Origin of the sequence: Rhodococcus sp. 14-2483-1-1 (assembly GCF_002259335.1) — a bacterium.
In the GTDB taxonomy this organism is placed as follows: domain Bacteria; phylum Actinomycetota; class Actinomycetes; order Mycobacteriales; family Mycobacteriaceae; genus Rhodococcoides.
In genome coordinates this window covers 99,703-114,851 of record NZ_NPFX01000024.1, presented here as the reverse complement: position 1 = coordinate 114,851, position 15,149 = coordinate 99,703, and the positions used below count along the sequence as shown (strand labels likewise).

The following is a 15,149-nucleotide window of genomic DNA, read 5'->3' as shown; positions in this document are numbered from 1 at the left end:
ATGCTCAACCCTTTCAGCGCCCAGCAAAACACTTCCTTGCGAACCACTCGGGTGACCACCCTCAGCGTTAGATTCAGACCCGAAATATTTCATCAGCAAGCTACAACAAGTCGACGAGCTCGGCCGACATAAATTCGCGCATCCCGATGGCCCCCGAAACCAAACCGAAGTACCGAGATGTAAGTTCGGGCGAATTGGCAATGGCATGCAGCATGCGCAACCGGGACTTCGTCGGTTGAAGCTTCGCCAGGGCGAGAGTACTCATGTACGGCTCCTCTAGAACAGCTCCTGTCGACAGTGCAAAGTGCACCATCGCCTCATCTACTGCGACCGAGTTCCCGACATCCACCCCGGAAATAGAATCGGTGAGCAGGTCGGCTTGAATCAGCGCATTGGTGATGCCGCGGGCGCTGATCGAGTCAAGGTGGTGAGCCGCATCCCCCGTCAATGCCCAGCCCGGACCGTGCGATTTACGGAAATAGTTGCGTTGGTCCCCCGTACCCCACCACCGATCCACTCGGTCGAGTGCCATAATTTGTTCGTATAAATCCGGCGCTGTCGATTCGATCGCGGACAAGTACGCCCTCTGCGGGTCCCGCCGAACGACCGAGAATTCGCTCTGCGGCAGGTAAGCTGCCACAATTGTCAGGTCGTCATGTGTTGGAATACGGGCTATCCAGCGGCCGACTCGCTCATGGAATCCGAATCCTGTTCGCAAGCCTTGCCAGAAGGTGTAGTACACGCAGCTTGCTATGGGTGCCGATCGGAGGATCGGTGCCTGAACAAGTTCCGCGACCTTTGATCGCATACCGTCGGCCCCAATAACCAATCGAGCAGACACCGATGTGGTCGAATTTCCACTCCGGAGGCGAACTCCGGCGACGCGTTCGTCGTGCCAAATCAATTCTAGGACCGACGTCCGATCCGAGAACTCCGCGCCCGCTGACACGGCAGCTCGAATGAGTAGATCGTCGAGTATGTACCGCCGTGGTGCGTAAGCGGCATTAACACCGTCCTTCGCCGGGGTAGCAGCGATCAGACTCAGTCCATCCACATCGTGACTAATAGTGCCCAAAGGCGGACAACCGGAGGCCACAACATCATCGAGCATCCCCCACTGTGCGAGTCTCACGACCCCAGGGTGCTGGATATACAACGTGGACATGGTGTCCGCCGGAAAGGAGGCCCTATCGACCAGCAGAACACTTCGCCCCTGTCTGGCTAACAGCAGTGCCACCGAAGCGCCGGCACATCGCGCCCCAACAACAACAACGTCGTAATCCATTACCAACCTTCTGGCTTTCTCTGGCGATGACACCGACTTGGTCACGTTCGCCGGTCGGCTCTTTTGCCGGATTTTGGTCCGGAAGCAATCCCCCGGAATCCCAACTTCATTCCGAAGGTAGAACGATTGACCTGCTCGACGAGTCGGAATGGCGGCGGACAAGGTGCGTGAGAGCAGTAGCACAATTTATAAACTCCGCTTGCATCCGTAAACCGATGAACAGACCAGGCCGAAATGGCTGAGCCGGTGCGAAATTGAAGGTTTACAAATGGCGGGCACGGAATGCTCTTTTGGCGCAAAAGGCTCCCGGGCCGTGGGTTCCGTCGGTGCGTCCGACATGTCCCCATCAGAAGTTGTTGTAGTCACCATGGCTGTACTCCCGCATGAACGAAGCTAGTTCTTTGCCTCGCCCGGCGTGGTTCGCGCTGAAGTGGTCCGCCACCCGTCGCCTGGTCTCGAGGTTCTGCTCCTGGCTGAGCTTGAACATGCCATCCGCCGATTCCACCTCAAAACTGAATGCACCCACAGCCGGACCGATCCTTCGGTAGTGGTCCAGCGAACTGTCCATCTCCCACCCGCTGCCGAATTTCTGCTCGTACGTACTGACTGTCAATTGAACGACCTTGAGCGTCTCCTCGAAATCGGCAACAGGTTGCAGCTTTCCTCGGAGATGTACCGAGACGTAGTTCCAGGTCGGTGCTACAGAATCGCGTTGGTAGACACTTGGGGTGACATACCCATGAGGCCCGGTGAAAATAAGTTGGGCATCCGCACCGTCGACGAGCGAGTCCCAGTGGGGATTGGCCCGGTTCATGTGCCCAAACAGTGTCGATCCTTCTAAGTCCTCGCTCTCTGAAGGGGCGCAGGGAGCACAGATGACTGGCAAATGGGTGGCGTACGGGGCCTTGGGGCCGTTTGAGATCAGAGCCGCAAAAGGGTACTGCGCAACCACGCGGCGCAGCCATGTCCGATCACTTGCCTTGTAGATCCGGGGGACGTACATGGTCATCTCCTGAGAATGGATTGGGCGATTTCACCGGATCTGACTGCAGTGTTGGACAGGAGACCAGCAGAAAGTCCATGGCTGTGTTCGGTACTGGCACCGTGCACATAGATACCGGCGCGCACCGCATCCGACGTCGTCACTCGGTAGTCGCGTCCCACGCTGAGCCGTCCCTGCTCGTCGTGCTTACATTCGCGCATCAGGCCCTGGAGTAGCGGTGCCGGGTCACTTGGCCGGTAGCCGGTGGCGTAGACGATCACGTCTGCTTCGATGGTATGGGTCAGACCGGTGGCCGAGGATGTGACCTCGACCCGTACGCCGTCTGTGTCCTCGTCGACGGATGTGACGCGCGAGGTGTTGATCATCCGTAACCGCTGTTTGCCCAGGACCTTCTCCTGGTAGCTCTTGAGATACAGCGACTGTGAAATATCGAGATCGACCACTGAGTAATTGGTGTTGGCGTGGTATTCGAGGAGCCTCTGCTTCTCGTCGGTCGGAGCGGAGAAGAACCGGTCAACTCCCTCCGGATCGAAAATTCCATTCGCATACGGGCTGTCATCGGCGACGCTGTAGCCGTAGCGGGACAGGACGGTGTGCACATTGGCGCGAGGGAAAGTCCGATGAAGGTAGTCAGCAACTTCGGCGGCACTTTGGCCAGAGCCCACGACGACAAAATTTTGAGGGACGTATGTAACTGCGGCTGCTCTGCCCAGCAGTTGGGAGCTGTGCCAGATCCGCTCAGATCTGTTGACACCATCGGGAAGTCGAGGCGTCAAACCCATTCCGATCACGATGTTCCGCGCCCGCTGAACAACGTCATCTGGGCCGACTACATCGACGTACTCCACCACGCCATTCTCGACTACTGGTCGGATGTCTTTGATCTCGGACCCGTACGAGACGTTTGACTGAAATTGGCTAGCTGCCCACTCCAGGTAGTCATGAAACTCCACCCGCAGTGGGTAGAGAGTTTTGCTGTTGATGAACTCAGCAATTCTCTCTTTCTCTCGGAGGTAGGACACAAACGTATACCGACTCATCGGATTGCGCATGGTGGCAAGGTCTTTGAGAAAAGAGACCTGCATGGTCGCATCCTCCATGAGCATCCCACGGTGCCAGCCGAAACGAGGCTGGAGCTCGTAGAACTTCATGCTGAACTTTGCCGGCACCGGTCCGGGCTGGATGGACTCTTGAAGAGCTATCGCGAGAGCGAGGTTGGAGGGTCCAAAACCGACCCCAACAACGTCCGCGACGGACGAGCCTGACTGTGCTCCCATCGAGCTACGACCTAATTTCGTTGTGGTAGGCATCGGCTGGGATGCCCTCAACCGAATTGGTCGTTCCCGGCCGCATAGTTGGTCCGACATTAGTTGTCTGGCTGCGGTTTTCGGCCTGAGCAATGGCGAGTGACTTGGGGCGCAAATCGGTCCAGTGGGTGTCGACGTACTCCAGACAAGCAGTCCGCTTGGCCTCGCCGAACACTCTTGACCAACCGGCCGGGACGTCGATAAAGACCGGCCAGAGAGAGTGCTGCCCCTCCTCGTTGGTGAGAACGAAATAGCTGCCGTCTTCATCGTCGAACGGATTGCTCATGGTCCTCGCTTACTCGGAGAGTTGCAGTACGCCTGCTGTGCATTTCGGTACCAGTCGAGTCTGCCTAGCAGCGAATACGTTGGTCCCCTTTGTGGCACGAAGGGAGTAGGTAATACCTCAGAAAACTACAACTTTGGATGTAGTTTTAGCGAAGACAAGTCCGGGCAGAAACCTTCGTGCACTGCGACAGCTAGGCTCCGGCTGTGTCAGATGGGTGGTCGTATCGGTGTGAGTCGGTCAAGCACGGCACACAGGTAGGTCGTCCTGGGGGCGCGTCGAGTCCCGCAAGAAATGCATGGTTGTGCTTCGTGGAGGCCAGACCGCAGGTCCAAGGTGTCTATCTGCTTCGATTCGCGGTTGGAATTGCCGGCGTATCAGCGACTGCAGGGCCTGTCGGTGTCGGACAATTAGCGGCCGGCGCGTTGACCTGGTGGGCCGTCGTGATATCGACGTACTTGTTCAATGGTGTGACTGACGTCCTTGAGGATGTGGCAAACGCGTCGCAGCGACCGATTGCGCGGGGGGAACTGGCAGTCCGTACAGCCCGGTGGGTCAGCGTGGCTACGGCGATCACAGCCCTGCTGATGGCTGCAGTTGCGGGGCGCGAGATGTGGTGCTGGACCTTCGCCTTCCTGACGCTTGGGTGGGTGTACTCGGCACCGCCACTGGCTGCCAAGCGTTGGAGTTTGTCTTCTTCTGTAGTGATATTCGGCCTCGGCTGGGCAAGTTATGCTGCCGGAGCGGCCGCCGGCGGCGGAGGATTTGGGCGTACGGAACAAGTCTTCTGCGCATCGATGGCAACATGGATGGCGTTGGTGGGAGCGGTCGTGAAGGACCTATCCGATGCCCACGGGGACGCCATTGGTGGGAGGCGCACTCTGGCAGCGCAACGTGGACTCAGCTCTGCACGGCGGCTGGCCATATTCGGAACGACTGTCGTTGGAGTATGCGCACCGATCGCCTCACTGCTATGGGCACCGCTCGCACTGTTCGGAACATTGCCGTTGACTGCTGGAGCTCTCTGGGTGATGGCGCTATGCGCGCGGGCGAACGACTATGACCTGAAGGCACGGCGCTGCGGGTACCGCGCTTTCATGGCCACCCAGTACGCAGCAAACCTCGCGATGCTCGGCACCCTCCTGGTGCGCGCGGTATGAAATTGCGGGCCGCTAGATGCGGCTGCCGAATAGCCTGTGCAACGCGTCCATACGGGACGACGCCCCAAGTTTCAGATAGGCGTTGGACAGATGCCGCTTGACTGTGAGCTCTGAAATATTCAGAGTGCGAGCGATCTGCCGGTTGGTCATCGCGAACGCCACAGCCTCCAAGACTTCAAGCTCCCGGTTGGTCAAAGATGCGTCTGACGCGGCCTCAAGCACTCGAAGTTGCCTGTCCCTCAAATGGCCTCGGGTCTCCTCGTAGCTGAGCATGCCCGTGTGAAGGCGGCCACCGGCAGCAAGGCGAAAAGCGGCGTTGATGCGTCTCCAGACCCCAGGTCGGTGTGTCAAGGGTGCCTCTTTGGCGGCCAGCTCTATTGCAGGCTCAAGGGATGACCACAGAATCTCCACAGCTCGCACGGACTCCGAAGCCGGTATTGCCTGTAGGGCTCGATGCGAGCCGAGCAACCGGGTGTACTCGTCTGGAATCGCCGACCGAGTAGTCGAAGACGTGGGAAGGCCTAATGCATCTACGCACTCGTTGAGGATTGCCAGTGCTTGGCGGCGGCACTGTGACCACACCCCCGGATTGATCCCGAGGGGACTATTCTCGCGTAGCAAAGTGGTTCTGTACGCCGTCACTACCTCTGGAATCGCGGCCCGTAGCGACGCCGCAGCCATTGCGTAAGGCATATGTTCCCCGAACTCCTGTTCCCTAGCCCAGGATACAAGACCATATGGTCCGTTGCCGTGCAATAGCGAGCCATGGATGCGTTGAGGGTTCGACCTACTGTTTCGTGTAGATGAATGTCAGGCTTCGTGAAGGTCTTGACGTCACCGGGTGGGTAGGCGGAGCAGAGCGGTCACTGCTTCCGGAGCAGAATCTATCGTGTTGGCCAATCGTTGCTGTACTGCTCAGAGACCGTCTCGTGGTCACGATAGAGCTGTTTACGTTTGCGCTTCGAGAGGCGGTCGCCGAAAACGATACCGTTGATGTGATCGGTTTCGTGTTGGAAACAACGCCCGAGCGTGCCGCCTGCGTTGAGTTCGATCTGGTTACCGTACTGGTCCTGTCCTCGACAGATACAGAACTCTGGCCGTGCGAGGTCGGTGTATGCGCCGGGGAGGGACAAGCATCCTTCACCGAAATCGATGAGGTGTCGATCGTTTCCTTCGGCGAGTTCGACTACCGGATTGCAGACGACACCAGTTCGCCGTGTCCCGGTCTCGTCACTGCAATCGTAGATGAACACCGCAAGGTCGATGCCTACCTGCTGAGCGGCGAGGCCGGCACCGTCCGCAGCAGTATTGGTCGCGAACATATCGGCAAGCAGACTTTGCAGATCAGGACCGAAGTCGGTCACCGGTCGAGCCGATGTGTGCAGGACAGGGTCGCCCCATCGGACGATTGGTCGAGCATTGCCGAGGCGCAGAAGTTCAGAGACAGGCATGACTCGTATGCTCCACCCTGGCTACGTTAGAAGCAACCGATGAGGTTTGTTTTGGGCGCGTATCACGTTTTGTGGCCGTCATCATGGTGCGGAGTGGCTCGACGAGAGCATCCGATCGCGCAGGGCCCATGACAAGTGACCGTCTCTATTCCGATTCTTCGCCGGTGTCGATGGCTCCGTCGATGGGTCCGGTCTGGGGGTCTTCGGCTTGGACGGCGCGAAAGTCGGCGCGCGGCATGATGTCTGGATGAAATTGCCATGGTGCGCGGCGTTCTCGTCGGTGTGGTGGCGGTGAGGCCTTTTCGGTGGGCATGTCTGTTTGTTCCTTTCGCTGATGGTCAGTCCGTGTCGATGTCTTCGAGTTGCACGACGAGCCTTTCCCTGACCCTCTGACCTGGTCGCTCGTAGGGGACGAAGTGCGAGTTGACGACTCGGTAGCGGGTGCCCCGTGGGAGGAGGTGGCTCGTGTCGTCGCCCTTGTCCGATGCTCCGAGGTACAGCCCTCGTGTTGTTTGGATCTCGAATACGGCGTCCGTCGGATGGCTGTGTGCGTCGAGTTCGTGGATCGAGTGGCGGGCGCCGGTGAAGCGGTCGAAAGCTATGACCGAGCCGGGTGAGAGGGTCTCGGGTAGCTCGGATGGATGGATGACGGCGTGGGGCAAGCTCACAACGGTGTAGACCAGGTGTCCACGTCCGGACTCACGCTCGTATCGCTGGATTGCGCGGTCGACTCTCTGGATGTGGCGGCGCTGGTCGTCGTCGAGCCGAACTGCATCACCGTTGACATCGGACAATGCGTCGTTGGTGCGTTTCCAATTTTCTGGATCTCCGATCAGTGTGCTCATCGCACGGTGCTGGGCTCGGGGAACGCTCTGCTCGACAGTCCTTTTGGTGGCTGATCGCGCATTGCGCTGGCGGGCGCTGAGGCTTCGACGGAGTTCGATCGCGGCCGGCAGCGAACGTCTTTTTCGTTCGTTCGTGATCGGCGCGGCGGTGTTGCGGGGGAAGGCGCGTTCGAGGTCGCGGCGCGCGCGTGTCAGACCGGGCAGTCCTTCGATGTCGGTATCGAGGCCGCGGGCATGCTCGCGATTCGCGGCTCGGTCGGCGAAGGATGCGTGCGGGAGCACCACCCCTTGCTTCTTCTCCAGCTCTCCGCTGGATCCTCGATCGGGGTCGAACGCGCCCCCGTCTGGGGTGACGCGGTTACGACTACGGCGCGCGGAGGACATCGGACCTCACCCGGAGGGGGTCTTGCGGTCCCGGATACAGAGTCGGTACTGCGGCCCCGCGGGGGGCGGCGGTACCGACTCGACCTGCAGCGCCGCCGAAGTATTCGACAGCGCTGCAGCAAGTGCACGCTCGGCGGACGCCTCCACCGAGCAGTGCGACAGCTTGGGTCATCGTCCCGGCCGGCCGGGCAGGTCGGTTCCGGTTCCTATCGTCCATGCGACATCGACGACGTCGGACAGGGTCCGGCTCAGGTGGCCACAACTCGTGCATACGCCGGGCAGCTTCTGTGAAATCAGATCGAAGAAGTGCTCGTCGCACGCGAGGTGGGCCATGAGCTGTCCGCCGGCGCAGCAATCTTTCATGGCCACCGCCCACCATGCGCCCCGCGGTCCCGCTCCCCCGTCCCTGGGTTCCAGCGCGCAGACGTCGCAGGCCAGCTCGATATGGGTGATCGCGTCGGTTCGGTCGGTGCTCATCGCACAGCCCCCTCTGGTTGTCGACGGGATGTCATGTCAGCTCGCCATGGCGTCGTGCTCGCCGTGCTCGTTGTGGTGATCACTCCGGTGTTCCTCCGACGCCGGTGCGGCATGGTTCTGCTGCCCACTGTCGTGCCCGTGGGGTTCGCCGCCGGTGGCGGCGGTTTCTGCCGGCGGGGTCTGCGTGGGTTCTTTCTTGCTGGTGGCCGGTTTTGCGACTCCCTTCAGTGATGGCCGGACGTAGCCGCCCTTCTTCAGTTGGGCGGTGGTGAAGCCTGCAGCTTTGGCGGCGTCGTAGGCCACGATGAATTCGGCGGTCGAGTCGACATGTTCGGCCTGCGCTTTGGCGACTGCTTCGGCCTTCTGCCGGCTGTTCTCGGCTGCTTCGACAAGGTTGCGCATTGCGGTGAACTGCGGGCCGAGGATCTCGCGGGTGGTTGCATCGGCCTGGTCGGCGGTCTTGGGCATGAGATTCCTTCTTTCATGTTGTGTGCGAGGGACTTTCATTTCCTCTTGGGGAGGAGATTTGTGTGGCCGATCGTGTGGTCAGTTCGCCGGTTCGGTCTCGCCCGCAGTTGTCACCGCGGTGTTGCCGAGACCGCAGAGTTGCGTGGCCGCGACAGCATCACCGCGGGTGATGGGCAAGGCGTATGTCTGCGCCACACGAAGATATTTCGCCGCAAATGCACATGCGAGGTCGTCGTTGCTCGGATGCCACTGAGAAAGCCCACGTTGGGCTCGATGTTCAACTGCCTGCGCGCTGGCGACGATGATGTTGGTCTGTACGTCGCTGACAAAGCGTTGCTGCTGTTCGGGTGCCCATGCAGCAGCACCCAACGCCCACGCCGCGTCCAGCGGGTAGACGTAATCGCTTGCTGCAGCATCTTTCTCAGATGCTGCATCGAATTCGACGGTGACACCGGTGTATGGATCATTCAACACGCCCTGTGCCACAACGCAATTGTCCGTTCCGGCAGCGAATGTGACGGCCTCGAGCTCCGCTGCCAATGCGATGTTCCTGGTGTCGCATCCGTGATCGCTGCCTGGCGGCCGCACGAGAAGTTCCGCCAAGCGCTGACCGTCGGGCCACCTGGCCGTGCTGTCGATATCGTCGACGACGGGCAGGGCGTCGAGAAGGCTCGCAACGGTGATGACGTCGTGGAAGACCTGGGGTGGTGGTGGCGCAGTGTCGGCCTCGTGGTGATCCGTCGTGATCACCACGGCAGCCGCGGCCGCCACAGCGACCATCACGGCTGCGGCAATGGCTGTCCATGCGGTCTGATGTGTCTTCGCCATGATGGCAATCACCTCTTCGGGAGCTGTCGAGTTCGGGGAGGGAAGAAAAAGCAGGACGCAACTGCGCGCAGGCGGATCAGGATGCGACGAGAGTGAGCGCGGTGCCGAGTGCGAGGTACGGGCCCAGCGCGATATGCGACCGTGCAGGCTCGGATCTGATCGCTCGAAGGACCCGCACGACTATCACTCCGACGAAAGCCGTCAGGATCGAGAACACCAGCGCCGCACCGAGGGATGTCCAGCCGACGTAGCCTAGGACCATCGCGAGTGAGACCACCAGTCGCGCATCGCCGATACCGATTCCGCCGCGCAGAAGCACTGCAAGCGCGAAGAACAATATGCCGGCGGCCAGGCCGGCCAGAAGGGCGCGACCGACCGCGCCCCAGGTGCCGTGAACGACACCGGTGAGCAAGATCATTGCTGCAGTTCCGCTGGCGGCCAGATACGCAAGAGCAGTCGGAATCCGTTGCACGCGTTGGTCGATCCACGCAATCCAGGGCACTACCAGAGCCAAGAACAGCATTGCCGCCGGCGGCGCACTCGTCGGAGTACTGACGAAAGCGGAGATGACGCCCCACACGACACCGGAGACGATGACGGGAATTTTCGTCCCCAGCGCCGCCTCGTCGACGGAGATCTCGACCCGTGCACACACCGCGATGACGGTGGTCCGCAGCGCGGCCGACAGAGCTACCCCGACGATCACTGCTATCGCGACAATCGAGACGCGGCCGACAGTCGCAGCAGTTGATGCCTGAGTGCTGGCCCAGGATGCCGACGACGCCTCGATCAAGGCCCATAGGACGCCTGCCGCCAGAGCGACCACGACACTTCTGACGTAGTCGCTACGCAACATCGGCTTCTCGTTCACCATCGGAGCGAGCGGCGTGCACGGCCATCCGGGCACGGTAGCGGACCTTCTTTTTCACCGCTGAGTCGAGATCGATTCCGAGTACGTCGGCCAGGTGCTCGGTTGACCACCGCCGACGGAGCGAAATTCCTACGATCTCGGCTTGCTCTGCAAGAGTGAGCGGCAGTCTCCATTCGCCGCACAGGCGACGGTAGACGGCCGCCTCGTCCACGCCGCGGATGCCTCGGGGCGAATGTGGACGTGCTCGGGGGTCGTCGATTTCGTCATCGTCCCAAGCAAGAGGCGTCGCCCATCCCTGCTCACGGGCTGCATTCCGGACCTGCTCGTCGGGGCCGGGTGTCATGGAGATCTGGTCGTAGACGTCGTTGATGACGGACCAGAGTTCACTGGGGACAACTTGATCCGATGGCAACGTCGAAAGCTTGGGCACCGACAGCCCGGTCAGTTCGGACAGCGCTTGCACCGAGTAGCCCATCGCGACGAGGGCCCGGATCCGTCGCTGAGCTCCGACACCTAAGGTCATCGCCCGTCCCCGGGTGGGGTGGAAGGTGACGTCGAGAATAGCTTTCGAGATGCTTGCGGTGGTCTCGAAGCATTTGTGGTTGGCGACTGTCTCCACATCACTGAGGCTGAGCTTCGTGAGATCGAGGATCATTTGGTCGGGCATACCGCCGAGCCGCAACGACAGCAGGTGGCGGCGGGCGGGTCCGGAGGGTACCGACGAGGCACTCCCGCGGCGGGATGTTCTGTTAGATCCCGCCGCGGGAGTGGAGCGACGTCGCGCACGCGCAGCGTCACTGCCGTCGCTCGTCGGGCCGAAGGAACCACCCCTCGACGTCGTCGAGCGACTCCATGAACCGGTATTCCGGTCAGGATTCATTGTATTGCTATCGGGCACTGCATCACACAGTGCGGGGGAAAGATTGTTTTGCGTACGCGAAACCACGTCGACGTCAGTCATGGTGCATCCCTTTTCAGTTGATGCGGTTGGTCAGACCGCACATCAGATGTTGGGGACACTACCTCGCGGGAGTGCATCGCGTCCAGACCGTCGGGTCGTTTTTCTTCGGTGATGAGAGTTCCTCGGTCGTACAGTCCGCCTGCCGCGACGCCGGTATAGCTATCTGCCTCGGCTCTTGTGCGGCATGCGACGAAGGCCGCGAGCGGGCAGGTCTCGCACGATTCGAGGAGATGCGCTGCAGCGACGGTTGCTTTCCGGCGCCGTTCGAGACGTGGGATCCGTGACTGCAGCAGCTCTGCGACCGCCGTTTCGCGGGCGGCCCAGTTGCTGTCTCGGACACACTGACCGAGCGGCATCGTGAACGATTCTCTGCTCGCGATCGCGCGTAGTTCTGCGCGGCGACCACTGGTGGCTTTCGTTCTCATCCCCGGTCTCCTCGGTGCAGTCGAGCCTGTCGGGCTGAGTAGGCCGAGCGGCCGGCGCTGATCGCGACGGCACCGAGGGCGACGACGACGGCGAGAGCGATGATCAGTCGTCGACCGTCGAGCCCGGCACCGTCCGATGCTGGGATCTGCACCATCGGGGATGCCTCGCTGGCGATCAGAATGGAGTGCTCGACCAGCCAGGCGATTGCCGTCGACCACCACAGGCCTGCGGATCCGAGAGCCATGGTGGCTGCGAGTGGGGCGATCCAGATCAGCGCCATCTGATCGTCGTCGGAGAGGGCTTTGCTGTTGTTGCCGTGTTGGGACATGTGGTTGTTCCTCTTCTGATCGTGTGTGTCGCAGAGTGATTCAGGTGGCGAGGGCAAGGGGGCGACGAACTTGAACAGTCGCGTCGAGAGGAATGTCGAGCACCCCCTCGTCGTCGCCGTCGCCACGCCAGGTCAGCCCGACCATGTCGTCACCCGACTCGTCTCCGTAGATGTCGGGTTCGTTGTCGACGACGACCCAGATCCCGGCGTCCTCGTCGAGGAGAACTAGGTCGCCGGCAACGAGGTCGACCGGAGCAGTGTCTTCGGATTCGCCGTAGCCCTCCCAGTCGTCGACGTCGGTACCGGCGTCGGGGACCACCTGCAGGTGCGGGCGGTCCTTGTGCATCGGAGAGCCCGGGACGCCGGACACGGCTTTTTCTTTCGGCGTCTGCGCGTCGGGCTTGGGCTGGCGAACGGTGGGGGTGTCGAGATTGAGCATTGCCATCGGCGACGATGCGCGACGAGCTGAATCACTGTCCGCGCGCGTCTTTCGCCTGGCGACGGGATCGAGATTGGGATGGTCCGACGCGCGCGCCCAGGGCGCGCCGGAGACGTGATGGAAACGGATCTCTTCGTCGCCGTCCACGGTGCCGCCGGGATCCGGGTCGAGGATCACCAACCGCTCGTGCCGCACTTCGAGAGGACGCAGGCGGTCCAGCACCGCTGCGTCGTCGGCCCCGGGCTCAGTCTTGCGGGGGTCGGGAGTGAAGTAGGTCTGAATTTCGACCGCTTGGTTGTGGTCGTTGACACTGGTCGCCCGCCCACGACATCCGCGCGGGATACCGACTCCAGTGGTTGCCGATTCCCACATCATCAACGCGCCCTGCGGACTCAGACGGCCCATCGATACGCGCTGGCGAAAGTTGTCTCGCATGTCGCCGCCGAAGTACTCGGCATCGGGTCGCTGCGTTCCCAGCACCATGTGGCACTTCGCTGTGCGGCCTTTTCGTCCGATCGACGCCACTTCCTGGAGGGTCTTCGGCTTGGTGGGATCACCCTTACCTTTGATGCTCGAGTACCAGTTGAGCAGGTTGCCTCGGAAGTCGGCGTACTCGTCGATGAACAGAACGACGGGCTCAAAGTCGGCCTCGGTAGCTTCTCCGTTGACGATCAGCGAGTACCGGGTTTCCATGAGATTCCAGAACCGATAGATGACCGCGACCTGGTGCTCCATGTGGCTGGCGACGATCTGTACATTCGGCCAGTCCTGGAAGCCCAAGAACTCGACCCCTTTTCCGTCGACGACCCATACCGGCCAACCGTGCGCGGTGAGCTGTGTCAGCAGGGTGTGTGCGGTGACGGTCTTTCCGGTTCCGGATGCACCGACGAGCATGAAGTGTGGGTCGATCGCCGGCCGCCACACCATGGGGTTGCCGTCCTCGTCCTCGCCGTACGAAATCGCGACCGAGTCGTAGTCGGAGTGCGCGAGGTCGCCGAGATCGGTCGTGGATTCCGCGTCGCCGAGGCCGGCCGGGTTGTAGAGCTTCTTCGGAAAGGTCGGGCGCACCTCGAAACGCACCCAGTCCGTTTCGAGGTTCCAGCGAGCACGCCACCGACCGGGCAGATTGACGCTCACTACTCGTTGTACTCGGGCCCGATAGCCCTCGGACTCGAGTCGATGTCCGACCTCATGGGTGGCTTCGACAGCTACAAGATCCCCGGTGCTCGGGTCCGTCTCGTGTCTGGTGATCTTTCCGGTCGGCCCTAGCAGCGCGAGAATCGTGCGCGTGGCTTTGACGAGTTCGGGCGAGACATGCGTCTCGGAGACGGACCGTGTGTCCGGGACGAGAACGAGACGGCGTTTGCGTGTGTTGTGCTTCTGGATCCGGTACCGGCCCCAGCTCTGCTGGGAGAGCAATTCGACGACGCGGGGCTCCCACTGTTCGTCGAGAAGGAGCGCGGCCGACTGGTAGCGGACGGTGATTCTGCCCGGACGGCCGGGCCACTGGCCGCTCCACCGAGTCGCCGTCAGGACATCACGGGTCGGCGGTGACGCGGTCAGCCGGCAGAGCTGCTCGATCGCACGATCGGTCTCTTCGGCTCGGATCGTGGCGCGATAGCCGTTGTAGCTGACGGCCGCGCCCGCGCCGACGCCGAGTGCTGCTCCACCCCATGCGATCGCTGTGTCGAGGTTCAGGATCGGGCCCAGTGCTGCCGACACGACTCCACCGGCAACGTAGAGCACACAGTTGCGGATCCACGGATTGTTCTGGGGGTCGAGCGAGGGTGCATCACGTAGCGACCGGTATCCGTCGAGGGGTGCCTGAGTCGGGTTGGGTAGCGCGCACATCATGCATCCCGGGTGATCGTGATCAGGATCCCGTCACCGGAAGTTGGGCGCATCGTTGCGGTCAAGGCCACGCTGCGTCGGCCGACTTCGTTGTTGAGATGGGTCGGGTTGTAGTCGAGGGTGAAACGGCACGCGGCGTGAGGCTGGCAGTGCGCAGCGCGGAGAGCCGCATCGACAAGTCTGATCAATCGTTCGTCTTCGGTGTCGACGAGCAGGTTGCTCGAATTCCACTCGACGACGAGCGACCAGACCTCGTCGGTGGTTGCGAGGGTCACGATCCGGTTGGTGGGATCGTCGAGCCTGAGGGTCTCGATCCGAGCGAAGTTCGGCAGCGCTCCTCGATCGATGACAGGACTCAGGGGGCCGGCCGTAGATCGACTGCTCCTCGAACGTGCCCTCGCTACGTGTAGTCGTGTCGGTGCGCTCATGGGGACTCCCTGTCTCGTCGTGCCTTCTCGAGAACAGGTAGATCCAGGTGCGTCGACTTCTGTGACAGCCGCGGTGAATCTTTTTCCGACAACCTTTCATCTCGCGCTGCAGCGCATGCGTTCATGGCCCCATCAGTGGCGCACCGATCGGTCACCAGTGCTCTATCGGTGAGGGTGCGATTGGGGACGGGCAAGTCGCGTTCCGTGTTGCGACTGACCGTCGCGGGAACAGCTATGTGCGCTCGACACCCCTTGACATGGGGGGTACGCTGCAAACGGCGATGCGAAGCGAGTAAGGCTTGCAGCGACCTTCCCACATCCGGGGCATATAACCACCAATTCGCGGCAGCATCG

Annotated in this window: 17 protein-coding genes; 1 reads left to right on the top strand and 16 read right to left on the bottom strand. The window is 61.4% G+C overall.

The features are described 5' to 3' along the window. Positions 1 to 100: 100 nt before the first annotated feature. From CH294_RS25910 to CH294_RS25895, 4 genes are all read right to left on the bottom strand, one after another. Positions 101 to 1,330, bottom strand: coding sequence for an NAD(P)/FAD-dependent oxidoreductase (locus CH294_RS25910; protein ID WP_202902191.1), 1,230 nt, complete (start codon positions 1,328 to 1,330; stop codon positions 101 to 103). Between the two features lie 301 nt (positions 1,331 to 1,631). Next, positions 1,632 to 2,294 (bottom strand): FMN-binding negative transcriptional regulator, encoded by a 663-nt coding sequence (locus CH294_RS25905; RefSeq protein WP_202902192.1) that lies wholly within the window; start codon positions 2,292 to 2,294, stop codon positions 1,632 to 1,634. Beyond that, positions 2,291 to 3,565, bottom strand: coding sequence for a SidA/IucD/PvdA family monooxygenase (locus CH294_RS25900; RefSeq protein ID WP_015586166.1), 1,275 nt, complete (start codon positions 3,563 to 3,565; stop codon positions 2,291 to 2,293). Before CH294_RS25900 ends, CH294_RS25905 begins: the two co-directional genes overlap by 4 nt. 4 nt (positions 3,566 to 3,569) lie before the next feature. Further along, positions 3,570 to 3,881, bottom strand: a complete 312-nt coding sequence (locus CH294_RS25895; protein WP_015586165.1) for an MbtH family protein — start codon at positions 3,879 to 3,881, stop codon at positions 3,570 to 3,572. Between the two features lie 203 nt (positions 3,882 to 4,084). Between CH294_RS25895 and CH294_RS25890 the strand changes: the two genes are divergently transcribed. Beyond that, positions 4,085 to 5,038 (top strand): UbiA family prenyltransferase, encoded by a 954-nt coding sequence (locus tag CH294_RS25890; protein WP_080730065.1) that lies wholly within the window; start codon positions 4,085 to 4,087, stop codon positions 5,036 to 5,038. A gap of 12 nt (positions 5,039 to 5,050) precedes the next feature. Here the strand turns inward: CH294_RS25890 and CH294_RS28035 are convergent, their stop codons facing one another. The 12 genes from CH294_RS28035 to CH294_RS25830 all read right to left on the bottom strand — a co-directional run bounded on the left by CH294_RS28035 (position 5,051) and on the right by CH294_RS25830 (position 14,795). Further along, a complete protein-coding gene (locus CH294_RS28035) occupies positions 5,051 to 5,311 on the bottom strand; it encodes a LuxR C-terminal-related transcriptional regulator (RefSeq protein ID WP_080730074.1) in 261 nt (86 codons plus the stop codon). Between the two features lie 611 nt (positions 5,312 to 5,922). Then, entirely contained in the window at positions 5,923 to 6,489 is a 567-nt protein-coding gene (gene def / locus CH294_RS25880; RefSeq protein ID WP_094739352.1) for a peptide deformylase, read from the bottom strand. Positions 6,490 to 6,634: 145 nt separating this feature from the next. After that, the gene (locus tag CH294_RS27635) at positions 6,635 to 6,802 is read right to left on the bottom strand and encodes a hypothetical protein (protein ID WP_155289036.1); all 168 of its coding nucleotides are present in this window, start codon (positions 6,800 to 6,802) and stop codon (positions 6,635 to 6,637) included. 25 nt (positions 6,803 to 6,827) lie between these two features. After that, the gene (locus tag CH294_RS25875) at positions 6,828 to 7,718 is read right to left on the bottom strand and encodes a hypothetical protein (RefSeq protein WP_015586160.1); all 891 of its coding nucleotides are present in this window, start codon (positions 7,716 to 7,718) and stop codon (positions 6,828 to 6,830) included. Positions 7,719 to 7,886: 168 nt separating this feature from the next. After that, positions 7,887 to 8,195, bottom strand: coding sequence for a hypothetical protein (locus tag CH294_RS25870; RefSeq protein ID WP_015586159.1), 309 nt, complete (start codon positions 8,193 to 8,195; stop codon positions 7,887 to 7,889). A 36-nt stretch (positions 8,196 to 8,231) separates the two neighbouring features. Beyond that, a complete protein-coding gene (locus CH294_RS25865) occupies positions 8,232 to 8,663 on the bottom strand; it encodes a hypothetical protein (protein WP_015586158.1) in 432 nt (143 codons plus the stop codon). A gap of 78 nt (positions 8,664 to 8,741) precedes the next feature. Beyond that, positions 8,742 to 9,491 (bottom strand): hypothetical protein, encoded by a 750-nt coding sequence (locus CH294_RS25860; RefSeq protein WP_015586157.1) that lies wholly within the window; start codon positions 9,489 to 9,491, stop codon positions 8,742 to 8,744. Between the two features lie 76 nt (positions 9,492 to 9,567). Next, positions 9,568 to 10,347 (bottom strand): hypothetical protein, encoded by a 780-nt coding sequence (locus tag CH294_RS25855; RefSeq protein ID WP_015586156.1) that lies wholly within the window; start codon positions 10,345 to 10,347, stop codon positions 9,568 to 9,570. Further along, entirely contained in the window at positions 10,337 to 11,017 is a 681-nt protein-coding gene (locus tag CH294_RS25850; RefSeq protein WP_052049379.1) for a hypothetical protein, read from the bottom strand. The genes CH294_RS25855 and CH294_RS25850 overlap by 11 nt, the downstream gene beginning before the upstream one ends. A gap of 727 nt (positions 11,018 to 11,744) precedes the next feature. Further along, entirely contained in the window at positions 11,745 to 12,077 is a 333-nt protein-coding gene (locus CH294_RS25840; RefSeq protein ID WP_015586153.1) for a hypothetical protein, read from the bottom strand. A gap of 40 nt (positions 12,078 to 12,117) precedes the next feature. Further along, on the bottom strand, positions 12,118 to 14,367 hold the full coding sequence (locus CH294_RS25835; protein ID WP_052049378.1) for an FtsK/SpoIIIE domain-containing protein: 2,250 nt from the start codon (positions 14,365 to 14,367) through the stop codon (positions 12,118 to 12,120). Beyond that, positions 14,367 to 14,795, bottom strand: coding sequence for a hypothetical protein (locus tag CH294_RS25830; RefSeq protein ID WP_015586151.1), 429 nt, complete (start codon positions 14,793 to 14,795; stop codon positions 14,367 to 14,369). Before CH294_RS25830 ends, CH294_RS25835 begins: the two co-directional genes overlap by 1 nt. Positions 14,796 to 15,149: the final 354 nt, after the last annotated feature.

Excerpts from the sequence above, each read along its gene's own strand:
- CH294_RS25835 (WP_052049378.1), bottom strand. The coding sequence starts at position 14,367 with ATGTGCGCGCTACCCAACCCGACTCAGGCACCCCTCGACGGATACCGG.
- CH294_RS25875 (WP_015586160.1), bottom strand. The coding sequence starts at position 7,718 with ATGTCCTCCGCGCGCCGTAGTCGTAACCGCGTCACCCCAGACGGGGGC.
- CH294_RS25865 (WP_015586158.1), bottom strand. The coding sequence starts at position 8,663 with ATGCCCAAGACCGCCGACCAGGCCGATGCAACCACCCGCGAGATCCTC.
- CH294_RS25900 (WP_015586166.1), bottom strand. The coding sequence starts at position 3,565 with ATGGGAGCACAGTCAGGCTCGTCCGTCGCGGACGTTGTTGGGGTCGGT.
- CH294_RS25905 (WP_202902192.1), bottom strand. The coding sequence starts at position 2,294 with ATGACCATGTACGTCCCCCGGATCTACAAGGCAAGTGATCGGACATGG.
- CH294_RS27635 (WP_155289036.1), bottom strand. The coding sequence starts at position 6,802 with ATGCCCACCGAAAAGGCCTCACCGCCACCACACCGACGAGAACGCCGC.
- CH294_RS28035 (WP_080730074.1), bottom strand. The coding sequence starts at position 5,311 with ATGCTCAGCTACGAGGAGACCCGAGGCCATTTGAGGGACAGGCAACTT.
- CH294_RS25840 (WP_015586153.1), bottom strand. The coding sequence starts at position 12,077 with ATGTCCCAACACGGCAACAACAGCAAAGCCCTCTCCGACGACGATCAG.
- def (WP_094739352.1), bottom strand. The coding sequence starts at position 6,489 with ATGCCTGTCTCTGAACTTCTGCGCCTCGGCAATGCTCGACCAATCGTC.
- CH294_RS25855 (WP_015586156.1), bottom strand. The coding sequence starts at position 10,347 with ATGTTGCGTAGCGACTACGTCAGAAGTGTCGTGGTCGCTCTGGCGGCA.
- CH294_RS25895 (WP_015586165.1), bottom strand. The coding sequence starts at position 3,881 with ATGAGCAATCCGTTCGACGATGAAGACGGCAGCTATTTCGTTCTCACC.
- CH294_RS25830 (WP_015586151.1), bottom strand. The coding sequence starts at position 14,795 with ATGAGCGCACCGACACGACTACACGTAGCGAGGGCACGTTCGAGGAGC.
- CH294_RS25860 (WP_015586157.1), bottom strand. The coding sequence starts at position 9,491 with ATGGCGAAGACACATCAGACCGCATGGACAGCCATTGCCGCAGCCGTG.
- CH294_RS25850 (WP_052049379.1), bottom strand. The coding sequence starts at position 11,017 with ATGATCCTCGATCTCACGAAGCTCAGCCTCAGTGATGTGGAGACAGTC.
- CH294_RS25870 (WP_015586159.1), bottom strand. The coding sequence starts at position 8,195 with ATGAGCACCGACCGAACCGACGCGATCACCCATATCGAGCTGGCCTGC.